The organism is Stenotrophomonas sp. SbOxS2 (genome assembly GCF_013416715.1).
Classification (GTDB): domain Bacteria; phylum Pseudomonadota; class Gammaproteobacteria; order Xanthomonadales; family Xanthomonadaceae; genus Stenotrophomonas; species Stenotrophomonas lactitubi.
Map to the genome: position 1 here is coordinate 341,320 of NZ_JAAVXD010000002.1, position 19,076 is coordinate 360,395.

The window sequence follows — 19,076 nt, forward strand, 5'->3', positions numbered from 1 at the left end:
AGGCTGTGTTTGGAGGGGTGGTAAAACGGCGCTACCAGATAATTGTTGCAATACAGCACCTCCCCCGCAAATGCCGATCGTTCATGGCCGCCTCCCGCGCCGCCGGAAGCTGCCGCTAGACTCGGGGTTTTCCCCCGCAACGGACCTGCTGCGATGACCCAGTGGTACTTCCATGCTCCCGGCCAGGCCGACCGTGTCGGTCCGTTCGACGAGGAGGCCGCGCGCCGCTTCGCACAGGCCAATCCACGCGCGTTGGCCTGGTGCCAGGGCATGACAGGGTGGACACCGGTGTCCGAAATCGTCGGCCTGCAGCAGGCCGGCGCCGTCACGGCAGTTCCGCCGCCGATGCCCGCAGCCGCAACAGCATCAACCGGCAGCCGTGCCGACCGCATCGACTTCCGCATCGTCGGCCATGAAATGCAGTTCGTGGAAATCGAACTGGACCCTGGCGAAGGTGCGGTGGCCGAGGCCGGCGCGCTGATGTTCAAGGACGCTTCGGTGCAGATGGATACCGTCTTCGGCGGCGGCGCACGCGGTGGCCAGGGCAGCGGTTTCATGGACAAGGTGATGGCCGCCGGCAAGCGCGTGCTGACCGGTGAGAGCCTGTTTGCCACCGTCTACACGCAGACCGGCCAGGGCCGCGGCAAGGTCGCCTTCGCTGCGCCCTATCCCGGTACCGTGCTGGCGATGAAGCTGGACCAGCACGGCGGGCGCCTGATCTGCCAGAAGGACAGCTTCCTGGCCGGCGCGCGCGGCGTGCAGATCGGTGTGCAGTTCCAGCGCAAGATCATGACCGGCCTGTTCGGCGGCGAAGGTTTCATCATGCAGAAGCTGGAAGGCGACGGCTGGGTGTTCATCCATGCCGGCGGCTGCGTGGTCGAGCGTGAGCTGGCCGCCGGCGAACGCCTGGATGTCGATACCGGCTGCATCGTCGCCTATCACCCGACGGTGGACATGGACGTGCGCCGGGTCAAAGGCATCCGAAGCGTGCTGTTCGGTGGCGAGGGCGTGTTCCTGGCCACCCTGACCGGGCCGGGCAAGGTCTGGCTGCAGTCGCTGCCGTTCTCGCGTCTGGCCGGCCGCATGTGGATGGCCGCGCCGCAGGGCGGCGGCAAGAGCCGTGGCGAGAGTTCGCTGCTGGGCTGAGCGGGACGGAGGCTGGACGGCGCGCCGGTTCTGACCGCGGGATATCGGTAGGTGCCGACCTTGGTCGGCACTGGATTGTGCAAGCGCCGGCCAAGGTCGGCATCTACCGCCCGCATTTCATGAATGGGGAGTCGCCCCACCCTGCCCGCTCCGCCACGCCTTCGGTATGCTGGCGCCCTTTCCTGAATCCGGCGCCGCGAGCGCACTGCCGATGAGCCTGTTCCGCCCCCGTGTGCTGCTGTCCGTCGCCCTGCTCGGCCTGCTGGCCGGCTGCGGTGGTGAAGAGGTCCGCCCCACCCCGCCCGCGCAGCCCACCCTGGTGCCGCAGGCCAAGCCGGTGAAGATCGGCATCGCACTCGGCGGCGGCGCGGCCAAGGGCTTTGCGCATATCGGCGTGATCAAGATGCTCGAGGCCAACGGCTTCGAACCGGTGGTGGTGTCCGGCACCAGTGCCGGCAGCGTGGTCGGCGCCCTGTATGCCAGCGGCATGGATGCCTTCCAGATGCAGAGCAAGGCGGTGGCGCTGGATGAAGCCAGCATCCGCGACGTACGCCTGTTCTCCGGTGGCCTGGTGCAGGGCCAGAAGCTGCAGGACTACGTCAACGAACAGGTGGCCAACCGCCCGGCCGAGCGCCTGAAGAAGCCGTTCGCTGCCGTCGCCACCCAGCTGGAAACCGGCGAGCGCTCGATCTTCGTGCGCGGCAACGTCGGTCAGGCGGTGCGCGCTTCCAGCAGCATCCCGGGCGTGTTCGAGCCGGTGAAGATCGGTGGCCGCAATTACATCGACGGCGGCGTGGTCAGCCCGGTGCCGGTGGACGCCGCGCGCCAGCTCGGCGCCGAGTTCGTGATCGCCGTGGACATCTCCAGCAAGGCCAGCGGCAAGGCGCCGACCGGCATGCTCGGCATCGTCAACCAGTCGATCTCGATCATGGGCCAGCGCCTGGGCGAGCAGGAACTGGCACGCGCGGACATCGTGATCCGGCCGAAGGTGCTGGACATCGGCGCCGCCGATTTCAGCCAGCGTGGCACCGCCATCCTGGAAGGCGAGAAGGCCGCGATGGCGGCGATGCCGCAGATCCGCGCCAAGATCCAGCAGCTGCAGAAGGCCCGCGCCGCCGCATTGGCACCGGCACCGGTGACTGCACCGAAGTGCGACGAGCCTTCGCGCCTGGGCAAGCTGATGGGCCGCAAGGAAAAGTGCTGAAGCACGCGGATTGAACGACCGTCGCGGTCAGCGCCGCGGCGGTGGGTAGCCACTGGCCAGGCGTCGCTGCCGGCGCCGCTCATCGACCGCCCGGTCATGCCGCTGTGCGCTCAGCTGCAACTGCTCCATCGCGTCCCCCGGCAGCCACAGCTGCTGCTGGGCACGGGTGATCGCCACGTAGACTGCGCGCACCGGGCTGTGCAGCGCGCGCGCATCATGGCCGCTGTCGAAGCAGCACGGCGCCATGGACACCGTGGCGAACTGCAGGTTCTTGGCATGCTGGGCCAGGCACAGCACGATGCTGGCCTCGTCCGCATCGACCAGCTGCCCGAGCAGGCGCTGCAACGCCGCAGCATCGAAGCCACCGGCAAACAACGCGGGGATATCCGCCTGTCCACGTTTGGCGCAGACCTGCACGAAGCTTTCCCAGCGTTGTCCGGGGCCGCCACCGGCGGCGCTGCGCCATGCATCGATCGGACCGTCCACCTCTTTCAACAGCGCCTGCCGCGACGCCGGATGCAGATGCACGCGCGCACCACGCGCAACCAGCGCGTTGGCTTCCAGCAGCATCCTCCACAGGCTGCCGTACACGCGGGCGCCGGTGCTGGGTACCACCGACCAGTCGTCATAGCGGCGCAGGCCGGTGGCGCGGTCGCTGGCCCCCATGAACGGTGCCGGCTCGCCGAGATCGTCCAGCGCCAGCGACTGGTTGACCAGCGCATCGACCTGGCGCCCCTGGCGCACCGACTGGTGCATCTCCAGCGTTTTCGCCGATGACCAGCGCTGTACGCGTCCGCTCAGCCGTTGATGCGGATCGCCCAGGCTGACCACGCCGGGCGCGTGGGTAGCCAGCAGCTGTTTCCATGCCGGGCTGAGATCGTGTGCCTCATCGACCAGCACCATGCCCAGCGACACCGGCAGCGGCACGCCACGCAGCGCCAGCCATTTGCCGATATGCCCGGCATCCAGCCGCAGGCAGCCGCCCTTCTGAACGACCGCATCGAACATGCAGCGCCAGACGAACTCCGTGGCCGCAATGAACGGCGTGGCTTCCAGCTGCGCTGCGGCCAGCGAGCGCTGGAAATGCCAGGCCTGCAGGTTCGGCTCTGACGATGCGCACCAGCGGTTGATGGCGTCCAGGGCGATCATCAGCACCTGGTCCGGCCGGCGCGTGCCGATGGCTGGCAAGCCGAGGCGGGCAGCCGCTTCGCGCAGGGTCAGCGTGCTCTGCCGGTAGGTCGGTACGAAGCCGCCGGTCAGGCCGTTGGCGGCAGCGTGGCGGGCGATCGCGTTGGCGAACTCGATCTGGGTCAGCAGGCGCGTGCCGGCGTCAGCCGGCAGCCGCGCGCGGAATGCCTCGACCTGGCCACGCGTGGGCGCCACGTAGGTGTAGCGGCCCGGGCGTGCCTGCAGCAGTGCCAGCACCAGATGGCCCTTGCCGGTGCCGGCATAGGCCTGCAGGTCGATCAGCTCATCGGGATTGGCCGCGATCGCGCGCAGCACGCGTGCCTGTTCGGAGGTGAACAGGCCGTTGTGCTGGGTCGCGTGCGTCGTCTGTTCGTCATCGCCGGCGTCTTCGTCATCGCCTTCGGCGAGCGATGTCGCCGGGAAATGGATCGTGTGTTCTTCCAGGGTGATCCTGCAGGCCGCCTGGAAGTCCGCGCCGGGATACGCGTGCGGCGACGCTGCCAGCACTGTCTCCATCACTTCGTCCGGTGCCAGCAGCACGTCCTGCGCGGCCAGCACGCCCAGCCAGGCCTCCAGCGCACGCGCGTCCTGTCCAGCAGCGGCCGCCAGCTGCGCCTGCGCAGCATGGCCATCATCCGCAGCGAACAACGCACAGGCATCGTGCAGCACGCGCTGCAGCTGGGCGGCCGGTTGCTTCTGCCGGCGACACAGCATGGCCACCAGCAGGCCGGCCTGCTCCAGCGGGGTGTCCGGCGGCGTACCGTCGGTCAGGTGCCGCAGCAGGCTCTGCTCGCGCAGCGGAAGGAACACCAGGGAAGACGTCGAGGATGGGGTATCAGACATGCCGGAGCCAGAAGGAATCACTGCGCTGCCTGCATGTTGACGGCCGCCGCGGGGCACGATGCTCGGCCAGTGCACGCGCGCCGTCAAACATCACGGCGCCCCGCTCATTCAAGCTGCGACAACGGCAATGCCTGGAACCCCTTCACCGTGCGCAGCACGAAGCTGGAATTGGCGTCGGCCACGCCACCGGCATTGAGCAGCCTGTCCAGCAGGAAGCGCGAAAAATGTTCCAGGTCGCGCACATAGACATGCAGCAGGTAGTCCATGTCGCCGGTCAGGGCGTGGCAGGCCACCACTTCATCCCAGGCCTGCACGCTGTCGACGAAGTGCCCGATCGCGGCCTGGTCGTGCTTTTCCAGCTGCACGCGCACGAAGGCCTGCAGCCCCAGCCCGAGCCGGCGCGGCTCCAGGCGCGCGCCATAGCCGACGATCACCCCTTCGCTTTCCAGCCGCTGCAGGCGACGCAGGCAGGCCGACGGCGACAGGTTCACCCGTGTCGCCAGCTCGGCGTTGGTGGCGCGACCATCACGCTGGATTTCGGCCAGCAGACGTATATCCGTGCGATCGAACTGGACTTCTCCGGCCATTGTTGCCCCGCAACATGGTGAGTACGCAATGATATTGCGCCAAGGCGGCTGATCCGCGCAACTTTTGCAACCCTGTTGCGCGCCCCCTGCCCTAGCATCAACGGTATCCCGTCAAGGAGTCTTCCATGGACCTCGCCCAGCCCCGCCGCGTCGAACACCAGCAGACCGACAAGGGCTACGTGCCGGTGTACACCACCGCGCTCGTCGAGCAGCCGTGGGACACCTATACCGCCGACGACCACGCCACCTGGAGCACGCTGTACCAGCGCCAGCGCGAGCTGCTGGTCGGCCGCGCCTGCCAGGAATTCCTGGATGCGCAGGACGAGATGGGCATGAGCGCGCACATGATCCCGCGCTTCGACCAGCTCAACGAAGTGCTCGGTGCGGCCACCGGTTGGACACTGGTGGGCGTGGAAGGCCTGCTGCCGGAGCTGGATTTCTTCGATCACCTGGCCAACCGCCGTTTCCCGGTCACCTGGTGGATCCGTCGTCCCGACCAGATCGACTACATCGCCGAACCGGATCTGTTCCACGACCTGTTCGGCCACGTGCCGCTGCTGATGAACCCGGTGTTCGCCAACTACATGGAGGCCTACGGCCGTGGTGGCGTCAAAGCACACGCGATCGGCCCCGAGGCGCTGCAGAACCTGACCCGCCTGTACTGGTACACGGTGGAGTTCGGCCTGATCGACACGCCCGAAGGCATGCGCATCTACGGTGCCGGCATCGTCTCGTCGAAGGGCGAATCGCTGTACTCACTGGAGTCGGCGGCACCGAACCGCATCGGTTTCGACCTGCAGCGGATCATGCGCACGCGCTACCGCATCGACACGTTCCAGAAGACCTACTTCGTCATCGACAGCTTCGAACAGCTGATGCAGGCGACATCGCCGGACTTCACCCCGATCTACGCCGCACTGGCCGACCAGGCGCACCTGCCGGCGGGCGATGTGCAGGCTGAGGACCACGTGTTCCAGGCCGGTACGGGTGAGGGCTGGGCTGATGGTGGGGATGTGTGAGTAGGCAGCAGAGGTCCGGCTGAACTTCAAAAGCATCTGCAGCTTTTGAAGTTTAAGGGGCCTGGTTCAGGCCTCCGGTATCCTGCAGGCCATGACCGATGTATTTACCGACCTGCGGGTTACCGACGTTGCCTTCAACGAAGACTTCGTCCTGTTGACCCTGGCCGATGGCCGCCACACCCGACAGCCATTGCGCTGGGCGCCTGCGCTGTTCGAAGCCAATGCCGAACAACGTGCGCAGTGGGTCACCACCGCCGACGGACTGGGCGTGAACTGGCCGGCGCTGCTGCCGGCGCAGGAGCGCGGCGTGGTCGATGTTCCGAACCAGGTGTGGGATGACCGCTATGAAGCCGCCCTCGCCCGCCTGCAATCGCATGCCTGGTCGCTCGATGCGCTGTCTGACGAAGACCGGCAGCTGGTCGCGCTGTGGCGCATGGAAGCAGACATCAACAACGGCGGCTTCATGCAGTTCCTGTGCAACTGGGGCGACCCCACCTGCCAGCTGGCGCTGCGCGCATTGCAGGCGATGGGCGCAACACAGACGCACACGATCCTGGCGGGCATGCGCGGGCTGCTGGATCGTCTGGAAGACGACCCGGCGATCAAGGAACTGACCGACCTTTATGGCGCGATGAGCGAAGACGAGCAGCAGGCGCTGGAGGCGTTCGAGGACGACTACTACGCCCGCCCGGAAGACCTTGCCCGGCTGGGTCTGCTGCATTTCGGCGCGGAGCCGTTGTAGAGCCAAGCCGAGCATGGGCTCGGCTCTACAGATAAGCGCAGACCCGTGTAGAGCCGAGCCCACGCTCGGCTGCTTTTCAGCTACCGCGGGTACGCCAGCAGCACCACCAAATCCTCTTCACCCACCTGTTGCAACGCATGTGTGCTGCCCGTGCGCGTCAGCAGCGCATGGCCGGCCCGCACATCATGCTGCTTTCCATCCAGCACATAGCTGCCCTGCCCGCTCACGATGTAATAGATCTCGTCCTTGTGCTGCGGATGCAGGCCGATGCCCGCTCCCTTGTGCAGCACGCGCTTGCGCAGCACGAATGGCAGGCCCTGCGCATCGGCGAAGAACGGATACGCCGTGGTTGGCCCGGCACCGCCATGAGGCCCCGGTTGCGCGCGCGCCAGCGTGTCTTCGTGCACCACCTGCGAGGGCCGCGCAGGATCGCCGCCCTGCCCTGTTCCCGTCACATCGCAGTCGATATCACGCACCAGTGCCGGCTGCAGCGTCGGCAACACCTGCACCGCTTCGCGCAGCACCAGGCACGCCACCGCAGCGGCACCGGCCGCGCTGAAGTGCGTGCCATCGGCCTTGTGCTGTTCCGGCACGAACAGGAAGTATGGGCGCGCGCCCTGCTCGCCCAGCGCGCGGATCCAGCGCATGCTGCGGTCGTTGAGGTCGATCAGCGCGACGTGTTCGCGTGCGGCCAGCTGCTGCATGGCCAGCGTGTAACGCGCGTGCGTATCCAGCAGCGAACCGAAGTCGTACAGCAGCCGCGCCACCGGCGTGACCAGCACCGGTGTGGCGCCCTTGTCACGCGCCACCTGCACGTAACGCATCAGCAGCTGTGGATAGTCGCTTTCCGGATCGGTGTAGCGCGTGGGATCTTCAAACTTCGCGTCGTTGTGGCCGAACTGGATCAGCAACACATCGCCACGACGTAGTTCGACGGCAATCGCATCCAGGCGCCCTTCGTCGATGAAGCTGCGCGTGCTGCGCCCGCCCTTTGCATGGTTGCGCACTTCGATGCGTGCCGGATCGAGATAGCTCTGCAGCATCTGTCCCCAGCCGGCCTGCGGCGCGCGATCGGGGCCGTATTCGGCAGCGGTGGAATCACTGGCAATGAACACCCGCACCGGCGCCGCATGCGCGGCGCCGCACGACAGCAACAGCAGCCACAACAGCCTTCGCATCGCCAGCCCCCTGTAGAGCCGAGCCACGCTCGGCTGTTTTTTGATCAGAGCGCGACAGCCGAGCATGGGCTCGGCTCTACAGATCCGTGCGCGTCAGCGCGCCAGCCAGCCACCATCGACCGGCAGCACTGCGCCGTTGACGTAGTCCGACGCCGACGAAGCCAGGAACACCGCCGCTCCCGCCAGATCTTCCGGGTTGCCCCAGCGGCCGGCCGGAATGCGCTCGAGGATCGCCTTGTTGCGGTCTGCATCGGCGCGCAGCGCGGCGGTGTTGTCGGTAGCCATGTAGCCCGGCGCGATCGCGTTGATGTTCACGCCCTTGCCGGCCCATTCGTTGGCCAGCAAGCGGGTGATGCCAGCGATGCCGCTCTTGCTGGCGGTGTACGACGGCACGCGGACGCCGCCCTGGAACGACAGCATCGAGGCGATGTTGATGATCTTGCCGCTGCCCTGGGCGATGAAATGGCGGCCGGCAGCCTGCGAGATGAAGAAGGCGGACTTGATGTTGACGTTCATCACGTCGTCCCAGTCCTGCTCGCTGAAATCCACCGCATCGGCGCGACGGATCAGGCCGGCGTTGTTGACCAGGATGTCCAGCCTGCCGAGGCCTTCGATGGTTTCGCGCACCACGCGCTCGACCGGCTCGATGCTGATCAGGTTGGCTTCGATGGCCAGGCAGCGGCGGCCCAGCGCGGTGATCTTCTCGATGGTTTCAGTGGGCGGGGCGATGCCGGCCACCGCGACATCGGCGCCGGCGGCAGCCAGTGCCACCGCGATACCCTGGCCCAGGCCGGTATTGCCACCGGTTACCAGAGCGACTTTTCCTTCCAGGCTGAAGGGATTGGTCATTGCGTATGCGTTCCTTGGTAGAGGCGTGCGTGATGCAGGCAAGCGACCACCGCACAGCGTGCGCGGTGGCCTGTCAGTGCTTACTTGAGCTGGCAGATGTCCAGCACGTGCATGTCGGTGTAATCCAGGTTCTCGCCACCCATCGCCCAGATGAAGGCGTAGTTGCTGGTGCCGGCACCCATGTGGATCGACCACGGCGGCGACACCACCGCTTCGTTGTTCTGGATGACGATGTGGCGCTGTGCGTCCGGCTCGCCCATGAAGTGGTAGACGCGGTCGCTGTCGCCCAGGTCGAAGTAGAAATAGACCTCGCTGCGGCGGTCGTGCAGGTGCGGCGGCATGGTGTTCCACACGCTGCCCGGCTTGAGCACGGTCAGGCCCAGCAGCAGCTGCGAGGACTGGCAGGTGGCCGGCACGATGTACTGGTAGATGGTGCGCTCGTTGCTGGTTTCCAGCGCGCCGCGATCGAGTGCAACCGCGTCCTTGATCGACAGCTGCTTGGTTTCAAAGCGCGCATGGGCCGGGGTCGAGGCCAGGTAGAACTGCGCCGGGTTGGCGGCATCCTGCGAAGCGAAGACGACGTCCTTGCTGCCCATCGCCACGTACAGGCCATCCTTCGGCCCCAGCGTGTACACGGTGCCATCGACGGTGACCGTACCGGTGCCGCTGCCGACGTTGATGATGCCCAGCTCTCGGCGCTCCAGGAACGGATGGCCGGCGGCGGAGGCCGGTTCGGTCTGCGCGGGCAGGGCCAGCGGGCCGTTGACCGGCGCGGCGCCGCCCAGCACGAAGCGCTCGTAGTGGGTGTACTTCAGGGTCACCGCATCGGCGTTGAACAGGCCATCGAGCAGGTACAGCTCGCGCAGCTGATCGTTGCTGGCGCCCTTGATGGCATCGGGATGGGTGGCGTAATGGGTCTTGCAGTACATGGCTTCTCCAGAGCAGGGGGCGGGCCGATGGTTCGGCCCCGGCACGGTTCACGGTCGATTCTAGCCAGACAGGAAACCGGTGTCATTTTGCGCCGCACGATACCGGTCAGGCGGCTTCGGCGGGGTGGGACGGCTTGAAAGGTGTCGCAAGCAAGCTGGCGACCTACAGGACTGATTCCTTCTGAATCAGTCCTCCGGCGGTTGGCAGGAATCGCGCACGATCAGGTGCGGACGCACGCTGGCGATCTGCAGCGCAGGCTGGCCATCGGGCTGGATCAGCATCGCCGCGGCGGTGCGGCCGGTGTCGCGGGTATGCCGGCGTACCGAGGTCAGCGACGGCCACAGGCGCGAGGCCAGCGGGCTGTCGTCGTAGCCGACGATCGACAGCTGGCGCGGAATGTTGATACCGGCGCGCAGCGCGACCTTGTAGACACCGGCGGCCATTTCATCGTTGCCGGTGAAGATCGCGGTCGGCCGGCGCTTGCCCAGCAGCAGTTTCTCGGCGGCGGCCACACCGGATTCGAAGGTGTAGCCGGCCTCGATGATGCGATCCTTCGGCAGCTCGATGCCACGCTGCGACAGCGCCTCGATGAAGCCGGCGGTGCGTTCGTGCGCCGAGCGGTAGGCACTCGGGCCGGTCACCAGGGCGATATCGCGGTGGCCAAGCGAAAGCAGGTAGTCGGCCGCTTCGGCAGCACCATCGCGGTCGTGGGTGACCACCATCTGCGAGGTTTCATCCAGCGGCAGCGCCGCCACGCGGGTGAAGCGGCAGCCGATCTCGTCCAGCATGTCCGCCAGCGCCTGGTCTTCGGACGCACGCGGCACCAGGATCACCCCATGCAGCTTCTGCTGCTGGGCGAAGCGGCGCACGCCGTCGATGTAACCCGGGCTGCGGCTGTCGCAGGGGTGCACCACCAGCTCGAAGCTGGAGCCGCGCAGCGCATCCAGCGCGCCGTACTGCATGTCCACGATGTACTGCGCGGTGGGGTTGTCGTAGACCATGCCGATCAGGAACGAGCGGCGGAAGGCCAGGCCACGGGCCAGCGGGTCGGGGGTGTAACCGACCTCGCGCATCAATGCTTCCACCTTGTCGCGCGTGTCCTTGCGCACCAGCGGCGAGTTGTTGATGATCCTTGAAACCGTTTTCTTGGATACACCCGACAGTCGCGCGATGTCATTGATCGTGGCTGCCTTGCCCTTTGCCAATGCCGGCGTAGCGGCATCGTTCTTGTTGCGCACTGACATGTAGTGAACCCGATAAGCCTGGGGATTCCAGCGCGCGCTCAGTCCAGCGCGCGATAGCGGAAGCTGCGGAAGGTTACCGCACCGTTGCCGGCCGCATACAGCGCCGGTTTCAGTGCCAGGAACTTGCCGGCCACATTGTGATGGTAACCGGACACTTCCATCTGAACCGGATACTTCTGCCAGCGCTGGCCATCGGCGCTGGAGTGGATGGTGACGATGTGGCGGTTGTTGGTCACCCGCAGCCAGAGCCGGCCGCCCTTGGCACTGGCCGCCAGCCGGGTGGGGCGCTCCTCGCCGTAGCGGTGCATGACGAACTGCTCGCCATTGCTGCCCACGCCCACGTACAGGCGGTCGCTGTAGAACAGCAGGGCACCGCCGACCGCGCCGGGGGCGATCTCCATCTCCACCTCGAACTGGTACGCCGGGTCGCCGGCGATGGTGGTCAGTGGCGAGGCATCGCGCGGCGTGCTGCCCTTGCCCTGCAGCACCAGGCCGTCGCCGCTGAAGCGCAGGCGCCGGTATTCATCCACCGCCGGGTTGAAGAACGCCCACTGCGGGCCGAGCGTTCGGCCGTTGAAATCATCGGACAGGGCCATCCCGTGCGGCGTCAGCGCGCTGCCCGAGGGCTTGCGCAGCGGCTGCCCGAGGTCCCCGCCTTTGGCCACGAACCAGCCATCGGCGGTCCACTCGATAGGTTCCAGCAGGGCCTGCCGGCCCAGCGTCCAGAAGCCGTTCTCGTAGCCGTGGTACATCATCCACCAGCGTCCATCGGTGCCTTCGATCACCGTGGCGTGCCCGCGCGACCACCACGGTTCAGCGGCCGACTGCGTGCGCATGATCGGGTTGTTCGGCGCGTTCACCCACGGGCCGTGGATCGAGCGCGAGCGCGCGGTGATCACCATGTGCCCGGTCGGTGGGCCGGCGGTGCCGCCCACCGCGGTGGTCATGTAGTACCAGCCATCGCGGAAGTGGATCTTCGGCCCTTCCTGCGCGTACGCCTCCACGTCCCAGCTTTCCGGGTAGCGCCAGCCGTCGTACACGTGCTTCGGCGTACCCACCACGCTCAGGCCATCATCGGCCAGCTGCACATAGTCGCCGCCGCTGAGGAACAGGTAGCGCTTGCCGTCCTCGCCAACCGCGTGGCCGGGGTCGATGTAGCCGCCCAGGCCGATGTCGATCGGCGCACTCCACGGGCCCTTGATGTCATCGGCCCAGACCACGAAGTTGCTGCGGCGCTCACCGGTGCGCGCCGGGAAGTAGATGAAGTAGCGGCCCTGGTGCTTGACGATGTCCGGTGCCCAGATCGCCCCAACGTTCTGCGTGATCGCATGGCCGAGCGGCTGCCAGTTGACCAGGTCGCGCGAGTGCCAGATCGGCAGGCCGGGGTAGGCGTCGAACGAAGACAGGGTGAGGTAGTAGTCCTCGCCGTCCTTCAGCACCGACGGATCGGGCCTGTCACCAGCCAGCACCGGGTTGAGGAAGGTGCCGTTGCCAAGGTCAGCCTGGCGCTGCTGCTCGATGCCGCGCTTCCACTGCGCGGGCGCGGGATCGGCAGCCAGTGCAGGCAGCGCAGCCAGCAGCAGGCCGAGCACGGCAGTTGCAGCAGCGCGGTGCAGGGTGTGTGTCATGGGAGCGCCTCCGCTCATCAGGCGCGCAGCGCGGCGGGCAGCCACAGCGACAGCGACGGGAAGAAGGTGACGATCAGCAGCACGCCCAGCGCGGCGAACCAGAACGGCCAGATGGTGCGCATGCTCTGGCCGACGCTGATCTTGCCGATGGCGGTGCCGATGAACAGCACCGAGCCTACCGGCGGGGTGACCAGGCCGAGGCCGCCGGTCAGCACCAGCACCAGGCCGAAGTGGATCGGATCGATGCCATAGGCCTTGGCCACCGGCAGGAAGATCGGCGTGCAGATCAGGATCATCGGTGCCAGGTCCATGAAGGTGCCCAGCAGCAACAGCATCACCACGATCATCAGCAGCACCATGAACTGGCTGTGCGCGAACGACTGCAGGAAGTCCACCGCCGCCGCAGGCACCTGCAGGTAGGCCAGCAGCCAGCCGAACACCGCCGCAGTGGCGATCACGAACAGGATCACGCCGGTGCTGCGCGCGGCATGGATCACGGTGTCGAAGAACTCGCGCCAGCGCAGCTGCCGGTACAGCACGGTGGTGACCAGCAGGGCGTAGACCACGGCGATGGCCGCGCTCTCCACCGCGGTAAAGATGCCGGCGCGGATACCGACGAAGATCAGCGCCACCAGGCCGAGACCGGGCAGGGCGGAGACGATGCGCAGCAGTACTGCGCGCCAGCCCGGGAACACTTCCACGCCATAACCACGGCGACGCGCGACCACATAGCCGGTGATCATCAATGCCAGGGTCATCAGCAGCGCCGGCACGATGCCTGCGGCGAACAGATCGGCGATCGACAGGCCACCACCGGCAGCGGCCGAGAACAGGATCAGGTTGTGCGACGGCGGCACCAGCAGCGCCACCAGCGCGGCGGTGATGCTGACGTTCACCGCGAAATCGCGGTCGTAGCCGCGCTTGACCATCTGCGGAATCATCGTGCCACCCACGGCCGAGACATCGGCGATGGCCGAGCCGGACACGCCGCCGAAGAACAGCGAGGACAGGATCGACACCTGGCCCAGGCCGCCACGCATGCGCCCCACCAGCGATGACGCCAGGGCGATCAGGCGTTCGGAGATGCCGCCGCGCATCATGATCTCGCCAGCGAAGATGAACAGTGGAATGGCGATCAGCGAGGCCGAACCGGTGCCGGCGGAGATCTGCTGGACCAGCACGATGCTGGGGATGTCCAGGTAGAGCAGGGTAGCCAGCGCGGCGGCGGCCAGCGCGTAGGCCACCGGAACGCCCAGCAGCAGCAGTGCGGCGAAAACAGCGAACAGGATGGTGATGCCCATGGATCAACGATCTCCTTCAGCGTCGGCGGCGTCGGCGGCCGTGGCCTGCAGCGCCTTCCATGCACGGTTCAGTGCGAACAACAGCATCAGCGCACCGCCCACGGCCAGCGGCAGGTAGTTGATGCTCTGCGGCAGATTGGCGCCGGCGGTCTTGATGTCCATGCCATCCAGCAGCAGGTCGGCCGACCAGAACGCGATGAAGCCACCCAGCACGGCCACCACCAGTTGGGTGAACACATCCACCGCCCGGCGCAGGCCGGCACCCATGTAGGCGTGCAGCAGGAAGAAGCCGAAGTGGCGGTTGGTATGCACGCCGCAGGCCGCGCCCAGGCTCATCGCCGTGGCCAGCAGCAGCAGGGTCACCGGCTCGGTCCAGCTGGGCGAATCGTTGATCACGTAGCGGGCGAACACCTGCCAGCCCTGCACCACCACCAGGCCCAGCAGCGCAGCCACGGCGATGTAGATGGCGATGTCGGCGATGCGGTCCAGCAGGCGCTGGCCGGGGCCGGCGGCGGCAATCGTCGTCTCGGTCATGGCAGTGTCCTCAGGCGGCAGCGCGGATGCGGGCGACCAGCGCGGCCAGCTCGGGTTGCTGCAGGTACTGCTGCAGCAGCGGCTGGGCGGCGGCCCGAAACGCGGGAAGGTCCACCTCGTTGGCTTTCACGCCAGAGGCCAGCACCGCGCGGCGCGCGGCATCTTCGGAGGCATCCCACTGCGCGCGCATCACCTTCACCGAGGCGCGTGCGGTCTCCAGCAACAGCTGGCGGTCAGTGGGCTGCAGGCGCTCGAAGCTGGCGCGCGACATCAGCAGCACGTCCGGCGCATACGAGTGATCGCTCTGCGACCAGTAATGCGCCGCCTCGAAGTGGCGGCTGGAATGGAAGCTGCGCATGTTGTTCTCGGCACCGTCGATCATGTGCGTCTCCATGCCGGAGAACGTATCGCCCAGCGACATCGGCGTCGGGTTGGCGCCGAGCAGGCGCATCAGCTGGATGAAGATGTCCGAGGACGCCACGCGCAGTTTCAGCCCGTGCAGATCACCGGGCTGCACGATGGGATGCTTGGTGTTGTAGAAGCAGCGCGCGCCGGAATCATAGATCGCCAGGCCGACCAGGTCGCGGCTCTCGAAACCCCGCAGCACCGCCTCGGCGATGCCGCCATCGAGTGCGGCGCGCTGGTGCGCCACCGACTCGAACACATACGGCAGGCACAGTGCCTGGGTCAGCGGGAATGCGTTGTTCAGCGCACCGGCATACACGCGGGTGATGTCGATGGCACCGAAACGGGCCATGTCGATCGCTTCCGATTCGCGACCGAGCTGGCCGGAATGGTATTGCCGCAGGCGCAGGCGACCGTTGCTTTCACGCTGCAGCGTTTCGCCGATCCACTTCACCGCGGTCACGGTGGGGTAGTCGGCCACATGCACATCAGTGGCGGTCAGCAGCTGGCCACCGTCGATGGTATCGGCGGGCCCGCGGCCACAGGCCGCGAGCATCGGGGTGGCCAGCGCAGCAGCGCCACCGGCCAGGAAGTGTCGTCGTGTGATCATCTGCGCCCTCCCGCGCGTGTTCACCGGATCGTGCGGCGGTTACCCGGCCGGCACGGCCCTGCAGGCAATCTCGCCGATGCCGGCAAACCGCACCAGCGCCGTCTGTCCCGCGGTGATGTCATGGATGCCGGTGGCGTTGCCGGTGGCGATCAGGTCGCCGCGCCGCAACGGCCGGCCGCGCAGTGCCGAACGGGACAGCGCGAACGCGTACGCCGCGCGCAGGCCACCGGGCAGGCGGGTCGCTCCGCCGGTGCCGACCACCTCGCCTTCGATCAGGGTTTCGGCGCGCAGGTCGGTCTCGTCGCGGGCAGTCCAGTCGGCGATCTCCGGCCCCAGCACCAGTCCGTTGTTGTTGCCGAAGTCGGACACCACCACGCGCGGGCCGAGCTCGTTGATCGTCGCCAGCGGGCTGCTGGCCACCTCCACGCCGATGTACAGGCGCGCCGGCAGCGCTTCAGCCTGCTCGGGTGACCAGTGCAGCTGCGCGGCTGGAGCGTCCTCCAACAGCTCCAGCACGTACTCCGCCTCGACCGCGCCGAAGCCGCCGACGAACACCGGGATATCCACTGTTCCACCGGTAGCATTTTTCAGCTGACGCGAGAAAACCGGGCCCAGCAGACGGTCGTCGCCGGATGCATCGCGGCGCTCGGCGGCGATGTAGCCGACCTTCCAGCCGACCACGTGATCATCCCAGCTGGCGATGGCCAGATCCTGCACCTGGTAGGCAGCCACCAGGTCAGGCGGGACAAGGCCCGGGAAGCCGGGCAGGGCCTGGCCGGCGCGGCGCGCGGTGGTGAAGGCGTGGGCGATCGCGGCCGCATCGTCCGGCGGCGGCGTCTGCCCATGTATGCCGTGTTCGTTGCTCAAGAACGGTCTCCCTCTGGCGTTGTTGCACTGCCCATCGACAGCGTCTGCAGGAGGTGTATATGGTAAACCGGTGTCATCGTGCAAGCCGCAGCGCATCACGAGCGCTTGTCGGTGACCTCGGCCACTCTGTTGCCTCCCCGCTGGAGCCCTGCCCACCATGCGTTTTTCCCGTGTGCTGTTGTTGCTGACCGGCCTGCTGCTGGCCATCCCTGCGTCCGCCGTCGATGCGCCGCTGCGCGCGGGCGAGCGGCTGGGCAAGGAGCTGGCTGGTGAACAGATACCCCTGTGGCCAGCCGGCCAGGTGCCCGGTGAAATGGGCACTGCGCGGCCGGCGCGCGTGGTCGAGCGCAGCGATGATCCGGCCCACCCTGATCGCTTCGTCGACCAGGTCGATGCGCCCTACCTGCTGGTGCATACACCCGCCCACGGCAACGGCCGCGCGCTGCTGGTGATTCCCGGTGGCGGCTACCAGCGCGTGGTGATCGACAAGGAGGACAGCGCGCTGGTGCCGGCGTGGGTGGAGCGTGCCGGCTATACCCTGTTCGTGCTGCGCTACCGCCTGCCGCAGGCCGGCCGCGACCGCCAGGCGGCGCTGGCCGATGCGCAGCGCGCACTGCGCGTGGTGCGCGACCAGGCCGCGCGGCGCAGGCTGGATGTCGACAGCGTGTCGGTGATGGGCTTCTCCGCCGGTGGCCACGTCGCCGCACGGCTGGCCACCGGTTTCGATGCGCCGGTCTACCCACCGCGCGATGCCATCGATCGCCTCAGCGCGCGTCCCGCCCGCGCGGTGCTGGTGTATCCAGTGATCGACATGGGCGCGCATGCACACAGCGGCTCCCGCGGACGCCTGCTGGGCGAGCAGGCCGATGCGGCGCTGGCTGCGCAGTATTCGATGCAGCAGCACGTACGCGCGGACATGCCGCCGACGCTGCTGATCCACGCCAACGACGACCGCGTGGTCAGCGTGCACAACAGCGAGGTGATGGCGCAGGCGCTGGCCAAGGCGGGCGTCGAGCACGAACTGCATCTGTTCGCCCACGGCGGCCATGGCTTCGGCATGCGCATGCCGCCTGATTCAACGCTGGCCGTGTGGCCGCTGCTGGCACAACGCTGGCTGCAGGCGACGGAGGCCGCACCTTGAACGCAGGGACGACCGACCTGCAGCGCCGTCGTTTCCTGCGCGACAGTGCACGCTGGGCGCTGGCCACGGCCACCCTCGCAGCGCTTCCTGCATCCGCACTGCCTGGACCACGTGCTGACACACAGGTGGTGGCACGCCTGCGTGGCGGCCGCGTGCGTGGCCAGCGCGAGCACGGCGTGCACATGTTCCGTGGCCTGCGCTATGGCGCGGACACCTCCGCCTACCGTTTCCAGCCACCACGCCGCGAGACAGGTTGGCGAGGCATCGCCGACGCCCTGGAATACGCCGCCTCTGCACCCCAGACGGGGGCGGATGGTCCGGGCAGCGAAGATTGCCTGTTCCTCAACGTATGGACGCCAGCGCTCGGCGACGGCGGCAAGCGGCCGATCCTGGTGTACCTGCATGGCGGCGGCTTCAACAACGGTTCGGGCAGCGACCCGCTGTACGACGGCAGCGCGCTGTGCCGGCGCGGCGGCGTGGTGATGGTCACCGTCAATCACCGCCTGAACACCTTCGGCTACCTGTACCTGGGCGCGCTGGGCGACCCGCGTTATGCGGCCTCCGGCAACGTCGGCCAGCTCGACCTGGTGCAGGCCCTGCAATGGGTGCGTGAGCACGCAGCGGTGTTCGGCGGCGATGCCGGCAACATCACCGTGTTCGGGCAGTCCGGTGGCGGCGCCAAGATCGCCACGCTGATGGCGATGCCCGCAGCGAAGGGGCTGTTCCAGCGCGCGTGGACGATGAGCGGGCAGCAGGTCACCGCGGCCGGCCCGCGTGCGGCGGCGCAACGCGCTTCGATTGCAATGGACGCCGTGGGCGCGCGCGACCTGCAGGCACTGCTGCGCCTGCCGACGGCCGACCTGCTGGCCGCCACCCGCGCACGCGATCCTTCGCGGGTGGAAAGCAGCGCGCTGTATTTCGGCCCGGTGCTGGATGAGGTGGTGCTGCCGGTGCATCCGTTCTGGCCACAGGCACCGGCGCAGTCCGCGTCGATTCCGATGGTGATCGGCAACACCCGCGATGAGACGCGCGCGTTTCTTGGCAACGACCCGGCCAACTTCAGCCTGACCTGGGAGAGTCTGCCGGCGCAGCTGGAGAAGCAGCAGTTCGTCGATCTTTTACCTTCGGTGGTGATCGCAGAATATCGACGCCTGTATCCGCACTACACGCCGTCAGAGGTGTTCTTCGCCGCCACTACGGCCGGTCGTTCCTGGCGTGGAGCAGTGGAAGAACTGGAGGCACGCGCCCGGCAGGCATCGGGTGCCGCACCGACCTGGGCCTACCAGCTCGATTGGCCGTCACCGGTGGAAGAGGGACGTCTGCGCGCGTTCCACACGCTCGATATCCCGCTGGTGTTCGACAACGCCGGCCTGCCCGGTGCCCGCACCGGCGGTGGTGACGCCGCCATTGCACTGGCGGCGACGATGAGCGATGCCCTGATTGCGTTTGCGCGTTCTGGTGATCCGAATCACGCAGGACTGTCGCAATGGGCCCCGTATTCACTGCCACACCGGCAGACGATGCTGTTCGATCGGCACAGCCGCATGGTTGACGATCCACGCGCGGGAGAGCGTGCGCTCTATGCAAAAGTGCCCTTCGTGCAGCGCGGCACGCAGTGATGACACCGCGATGCAAACATTCTGTTAACCCGCCTCGGCTA

General features: G+C 67.4%; 17 protein-coding genes. 6 read left to right on the forward strand and 11 right to left on the reverse strand.

The window, feature by feature from the left end; all coding sequences use genetic code 11:
• Positions 1 to 153: 153 nt before the first annotated feature.
• Positions 154 to 1,146 carry a TIGR00266 family protein gene (locus HFK18_RS04680; protein ID WP_180164709.1) on the forward strand — a complete coding sequence of 331 codons (993 nt, stop codon included), beginning with the start codon at positions 154 to 156 and terminating at the stop codon, positions 1,144 to 1,146.
• Positions 1,147 to 1,357: 211 nt separating this feature from the next.
• Positions 1,358 to 2,350, forward strand: a complete 993-nt coding sequence (locus HFK18_RS04685; RefSeq protein ID WP_180164711.1) for a patatin-like phospholipase family protein — start codon at positions 1,358 to 1,360, stop codon at positions 2,348 to 2,350.
• A gap of 27 nt (positions 2,351 to 2,377) precedes the next feature.
• Here the strand turns inward: HFK18_RS04685 and HFK18_RS04690 are convergent, their stop codons facing one another.
• Together HFK18_RS04690 and HFK18_RS04695 are read right to left on the reverse strand one after the other, a co-directional pair.
• Positions 2,378 to 4,381: a hypothetical protein gene (locus HFK18_RS04690; RefSeq protein WP_180164713.1), complete on the reverse strand. Its 2,004-nt coding sequence runs from the start codon at positions 4,379 to 4,381 to the stop codon at positions 2,378 to 2,380.
• A 104-nt stretch (positions 4,382 to 4,485) separates the two neighbouring features.
• On the reverse strand, positions 4,486 to 4,968 hold the full coding sequence (locus tag HFK18_RS04695) for an Lrp/AsnC family transcriptional regulator (protein WP_025875473.1): 483 nt from the start codon (positions 4,966 to 4,968) through the stop codon (positions 4,486 to 4,488).
• Positions 4,969 to 5,093: 125 nt separating this feature from the next.
• On the opposite strand from HFK18_RS04695, the gene phhA reads away from it, so the two are divergent.
• Together phhA and HFK18_RS04705 are read left to right on the forward strand one after the other, a co-directional pair.
• Positions 5,094 to 5,987, forward strand: coding sequence for a phenylalanine 4-monooxygenase (phhA, locus tag HFK18_RS04700; protein WP_180164715.1), 894 nt, complete (start codon positions 5,094 to 5,096; stop codon positions 5,985 to 5,987).
• Positions 5,988 to 6,078: 91 nt separating this feature from the next.
• Positions 6,079 to 6,729, forward strand: a complete 651-nt coding sequence (locus HFK18_RS04705; protein WP_180164717.1) for a DUF4375 domain-containing protein — start codon at positions 6,079 to 6,081, stop codon at positions 6,727 to 6,729.
• Positions 6,730 to 6,809: 80 nt separating this feature from the next.
• Here HFK18_RS04705 and HFK18_RS04710 read toward each other — a convergent pair whose 3' ends face one another.
• From HFK18_RS04710 to HFK18_RS04750, 9 genes are all read right to left on the reverse strand, one after another.
• Positions 6,810 to 7,907 carry a GDSL-type esterase/lipase family protein gene (locus HFK18_RS04710; protein WP_180164719.1) on the reverse strand — a complete coding sequence of 366 codons (1,098 nt, stop codon included), beginning with the start codon at positions 7,905 to 7,907 and terminating at the stop codon, positions 6,810 to 6,812.
• A gap of 93 nt (positions 7,908 to 8,000) precedes the next feature.
• Positions 8,001 to 8,756: a 2-dehydro-3-deoxy-D-gluconate 5-dehydrogenase KduD gene (gene kduD / locus HFK18_RS04715; RefSeq protein WP_180164721.1), complete on the reverse strand. Its 756-nt coding sequence runs from the start codon at positions 8,754 to 8,756 to the stop codon at positions 8,001 to 8,003.
• Between the two features lie 80 nt (positions 8,757 to 8,836).
• A complete protein-coding gene (gene kduI / locus HFK18_RS04720; RefSeq protein ID WP_089241851.1) occupies positions 8,837 to 9,685 on the reverse strand; it encodes a 5-dehydro-4-deoxy-D-glucuronate isomerase in 849 nt (282 codons plus the stop codon).
• Between the two features lie 186 nt (positions 9,686 to 9,871).
• Positions 9,872 to 10,930 carry a LacI family DNA-binding transcriptional regulator gene (locus HFK18_RS04725; protein WP_089241853.1) on the reverse strand — a complete coding sequence of 353 codons (1,059 nt, stop codon included), beginning with the start codon at positions 10,928 to 10,930 and terminating at the stop codon, positions 9,872 to 9,874.
• 38 nt (positions 10,931 to 10,968) lie between these two features.
• Entirely contained in the window at positions 10,969 to 12,558 is a 1,590-nt protein-coding gene (locus tag HFK18_RS04730) for a family 43 glycosylhydrolase (RefSeq protein ID WP_180164723.1), read from the reverse strand.
• A 17-nt stretch (positions 12,559 to 12,575) separates the two neighbouring features.
• Positions 12,576 to 13,859 carry a TRAP transporter large permease gene (locus HFK18_RS04735; protein WP_099819446.1) on the reverse strand — a complete coding sequence of 428 codons (1,284 nt, stop codon included), beginning with the start codon at positions 13,857 to 13,859 and terminating at the stop codon, positions 12,576 to 12,578.
• Positions 13,860 to 13,862: 3 nt separating this feature from the next.
• Positions 13,863 to 14,393, reverse strand: a complete 531-nt coding sequence (locus HFK18_RS04740) for a TRAP transporter small permease (protein WP_180164725.1) — start codon at positions 14,391 to 14,393, stop codon at positions 13,863 to 13,865.
• A 10-nt stretch (positions 14,394 to 14,403) separates the two neighbouring features.
• Complete coding sequence (locus HFK18_RS04745; RefSeq protein ID WP_180164727.1) at positions 14,404 to 15,408, reverse strand: TRAP transporter substrate-binding protein; 1,005 nt, start codon at positions 15,406 to 15,408, stop codon at positions 14,404 to 14,406.
• A 39-nt stretch (positions 15,409 to 15,447) separates the two neighbouring features.
• A complete protein-coding gene (locus tag HFK18_RS04750; protein WP_180164859.1) occupies positions 15,448 to 16,257 on the reverse strand; it encodes a 2-keto-4-pentenoate hydratase in 810 nt (269 codons plus the stop codon).
• Between the two features lie 175 nt (positions 16,258 to 16,432).
• On the opposite strand from HFK18_RS04750, the gene HFK18_RS04755 reads away from it, so the two are divergent.
• Positions 16,433 to 17,416 (forward strand): alpha/beta hydrolase, encoded by a 984-nt coding sequence (locus HFK18_RS04755; RefSeq protein ID WP_180164729.1) that lies wholly within the window; start codon positions 16,433 to 16,435, stop codon positions 17,414 to 17,416.
• Positions 17,413 to 19,035 (forward strand): carboxylesterase family protein, encoded by a 1,623-nt coding sequence (locus HFK18_RS04760; protein ID WP_180164731.1) that lies wholly within the window; start codon positions 17,413 to 17,415, stop codon positions 19,033 to 19,035. Before HFK18_RS04755 ends, HFK18_RS04760 begins: the two co-directional genes overlap by 4 nt.
• Positions 19,036 to 19,076 lie beyond the last annotated feature (41 nt).

Coding starts and splice junctions, on each gene's coding strand:
- HFK18_RS04710 (WP_180164719.1), bottom strand. CDS start 7,907: ATGCGAAGGCTGTTGTGGCTGCTGTTGCTGTCGTGCGGCGCCGCGCAT.
- HFK18_RS04745 (WP_180164727.1), bottom strand. CDS start 15,408: ATGATCACACGACGACACTTCCTGGCCGGTGGCGCTGCTGCGCTGGCC.
- HFK18_RS04725 (WP_089241853.1), bottom strand. CDS start 10,930: ATGTCAGTGCGCAACAAGAACGATGCCGCTACGCCGGCATTGGCAAAG.
- HFK18_RS04755 (WP_180164729.1), top strand. CDS start 16,433: ATGCGTTTTTCCCGTGTGCTGTTGTTGCTGACCGGCCTGCTGCTGGCC.
- HFK18_RS04690 (WP_180164713.1), bottom strand. CDS start 4,381: ATGTCTGATACCCCATCCTCGACGTCTTCCCTGGTGTTCCTTCCGCTG.
- kduD (WP_180164721.1), bottom strand. CDS start 8,756: ATGACCAATCCCTTCAGCCTGGAAGGAAAAGTCGCTCTGGTAACCGGT.
- HFK18_RS04740 (WP_180164725.1), bottom strand. CDS start 14,393: ATGACCGAGACGACGATTGCCGCCGCCGGCCCCGGCCAGCGCCTGCTG.
- HFK18_RS04730 (WP_180164723.1), bottom strand. CDS start 12,558: ATGACACACACCCTGCACCGCGCTGCTGCAACTGCCGTGCTCGGCCTG.
- HFK18_RS04705 (WP_180164717.1), top strand. CDS start 6,079: ATGACCGATGTATTTACCGACCTGCGGGTTACCGACGTTGCCTTCAAC.
- HFK18_RS04735 (WP_099819446.1), bottom strand. CDS start 13,859: ATGGGCATCACCATCCTGTTCGCTGTTTTCGCCGCACTGCTGCTGCTG.
- HFK18_RS04685 (WP_180164711.1), top strand. CDS start 1,358: ATGAGCCTGTTCCGCCCCCGTGTGCTGCTGTCCGTCGCCCTGCTCGGC.
- kduI (WP_089241851.1), bottom strand. CDS start 9,685: ATGTACTGCAAGACCCATTACGCCACCCATCCCGATGCCATCAAGGGC.
- HFK18_RS04680 (WP_180164709.1), top strand. CDS start 154: ATGACCCAGTGGTACTTCCATGCTCCCGGCCAGGCCGACCGTGTCGGT.
- phhA (WP_180164715.1), top strand. CDS start 5,094: ATGGACCTCGCCCAGCCCCGCCGCGTCGAACACCAGCAGACCGACAAG.
- HFK18_RS04695 (WP_025875473.1), bottom strand. CDS start 4,968: ATGGCCGGAGAAGTCCAGTTCGATCGCACGGATATACGTCTGCTGGCC.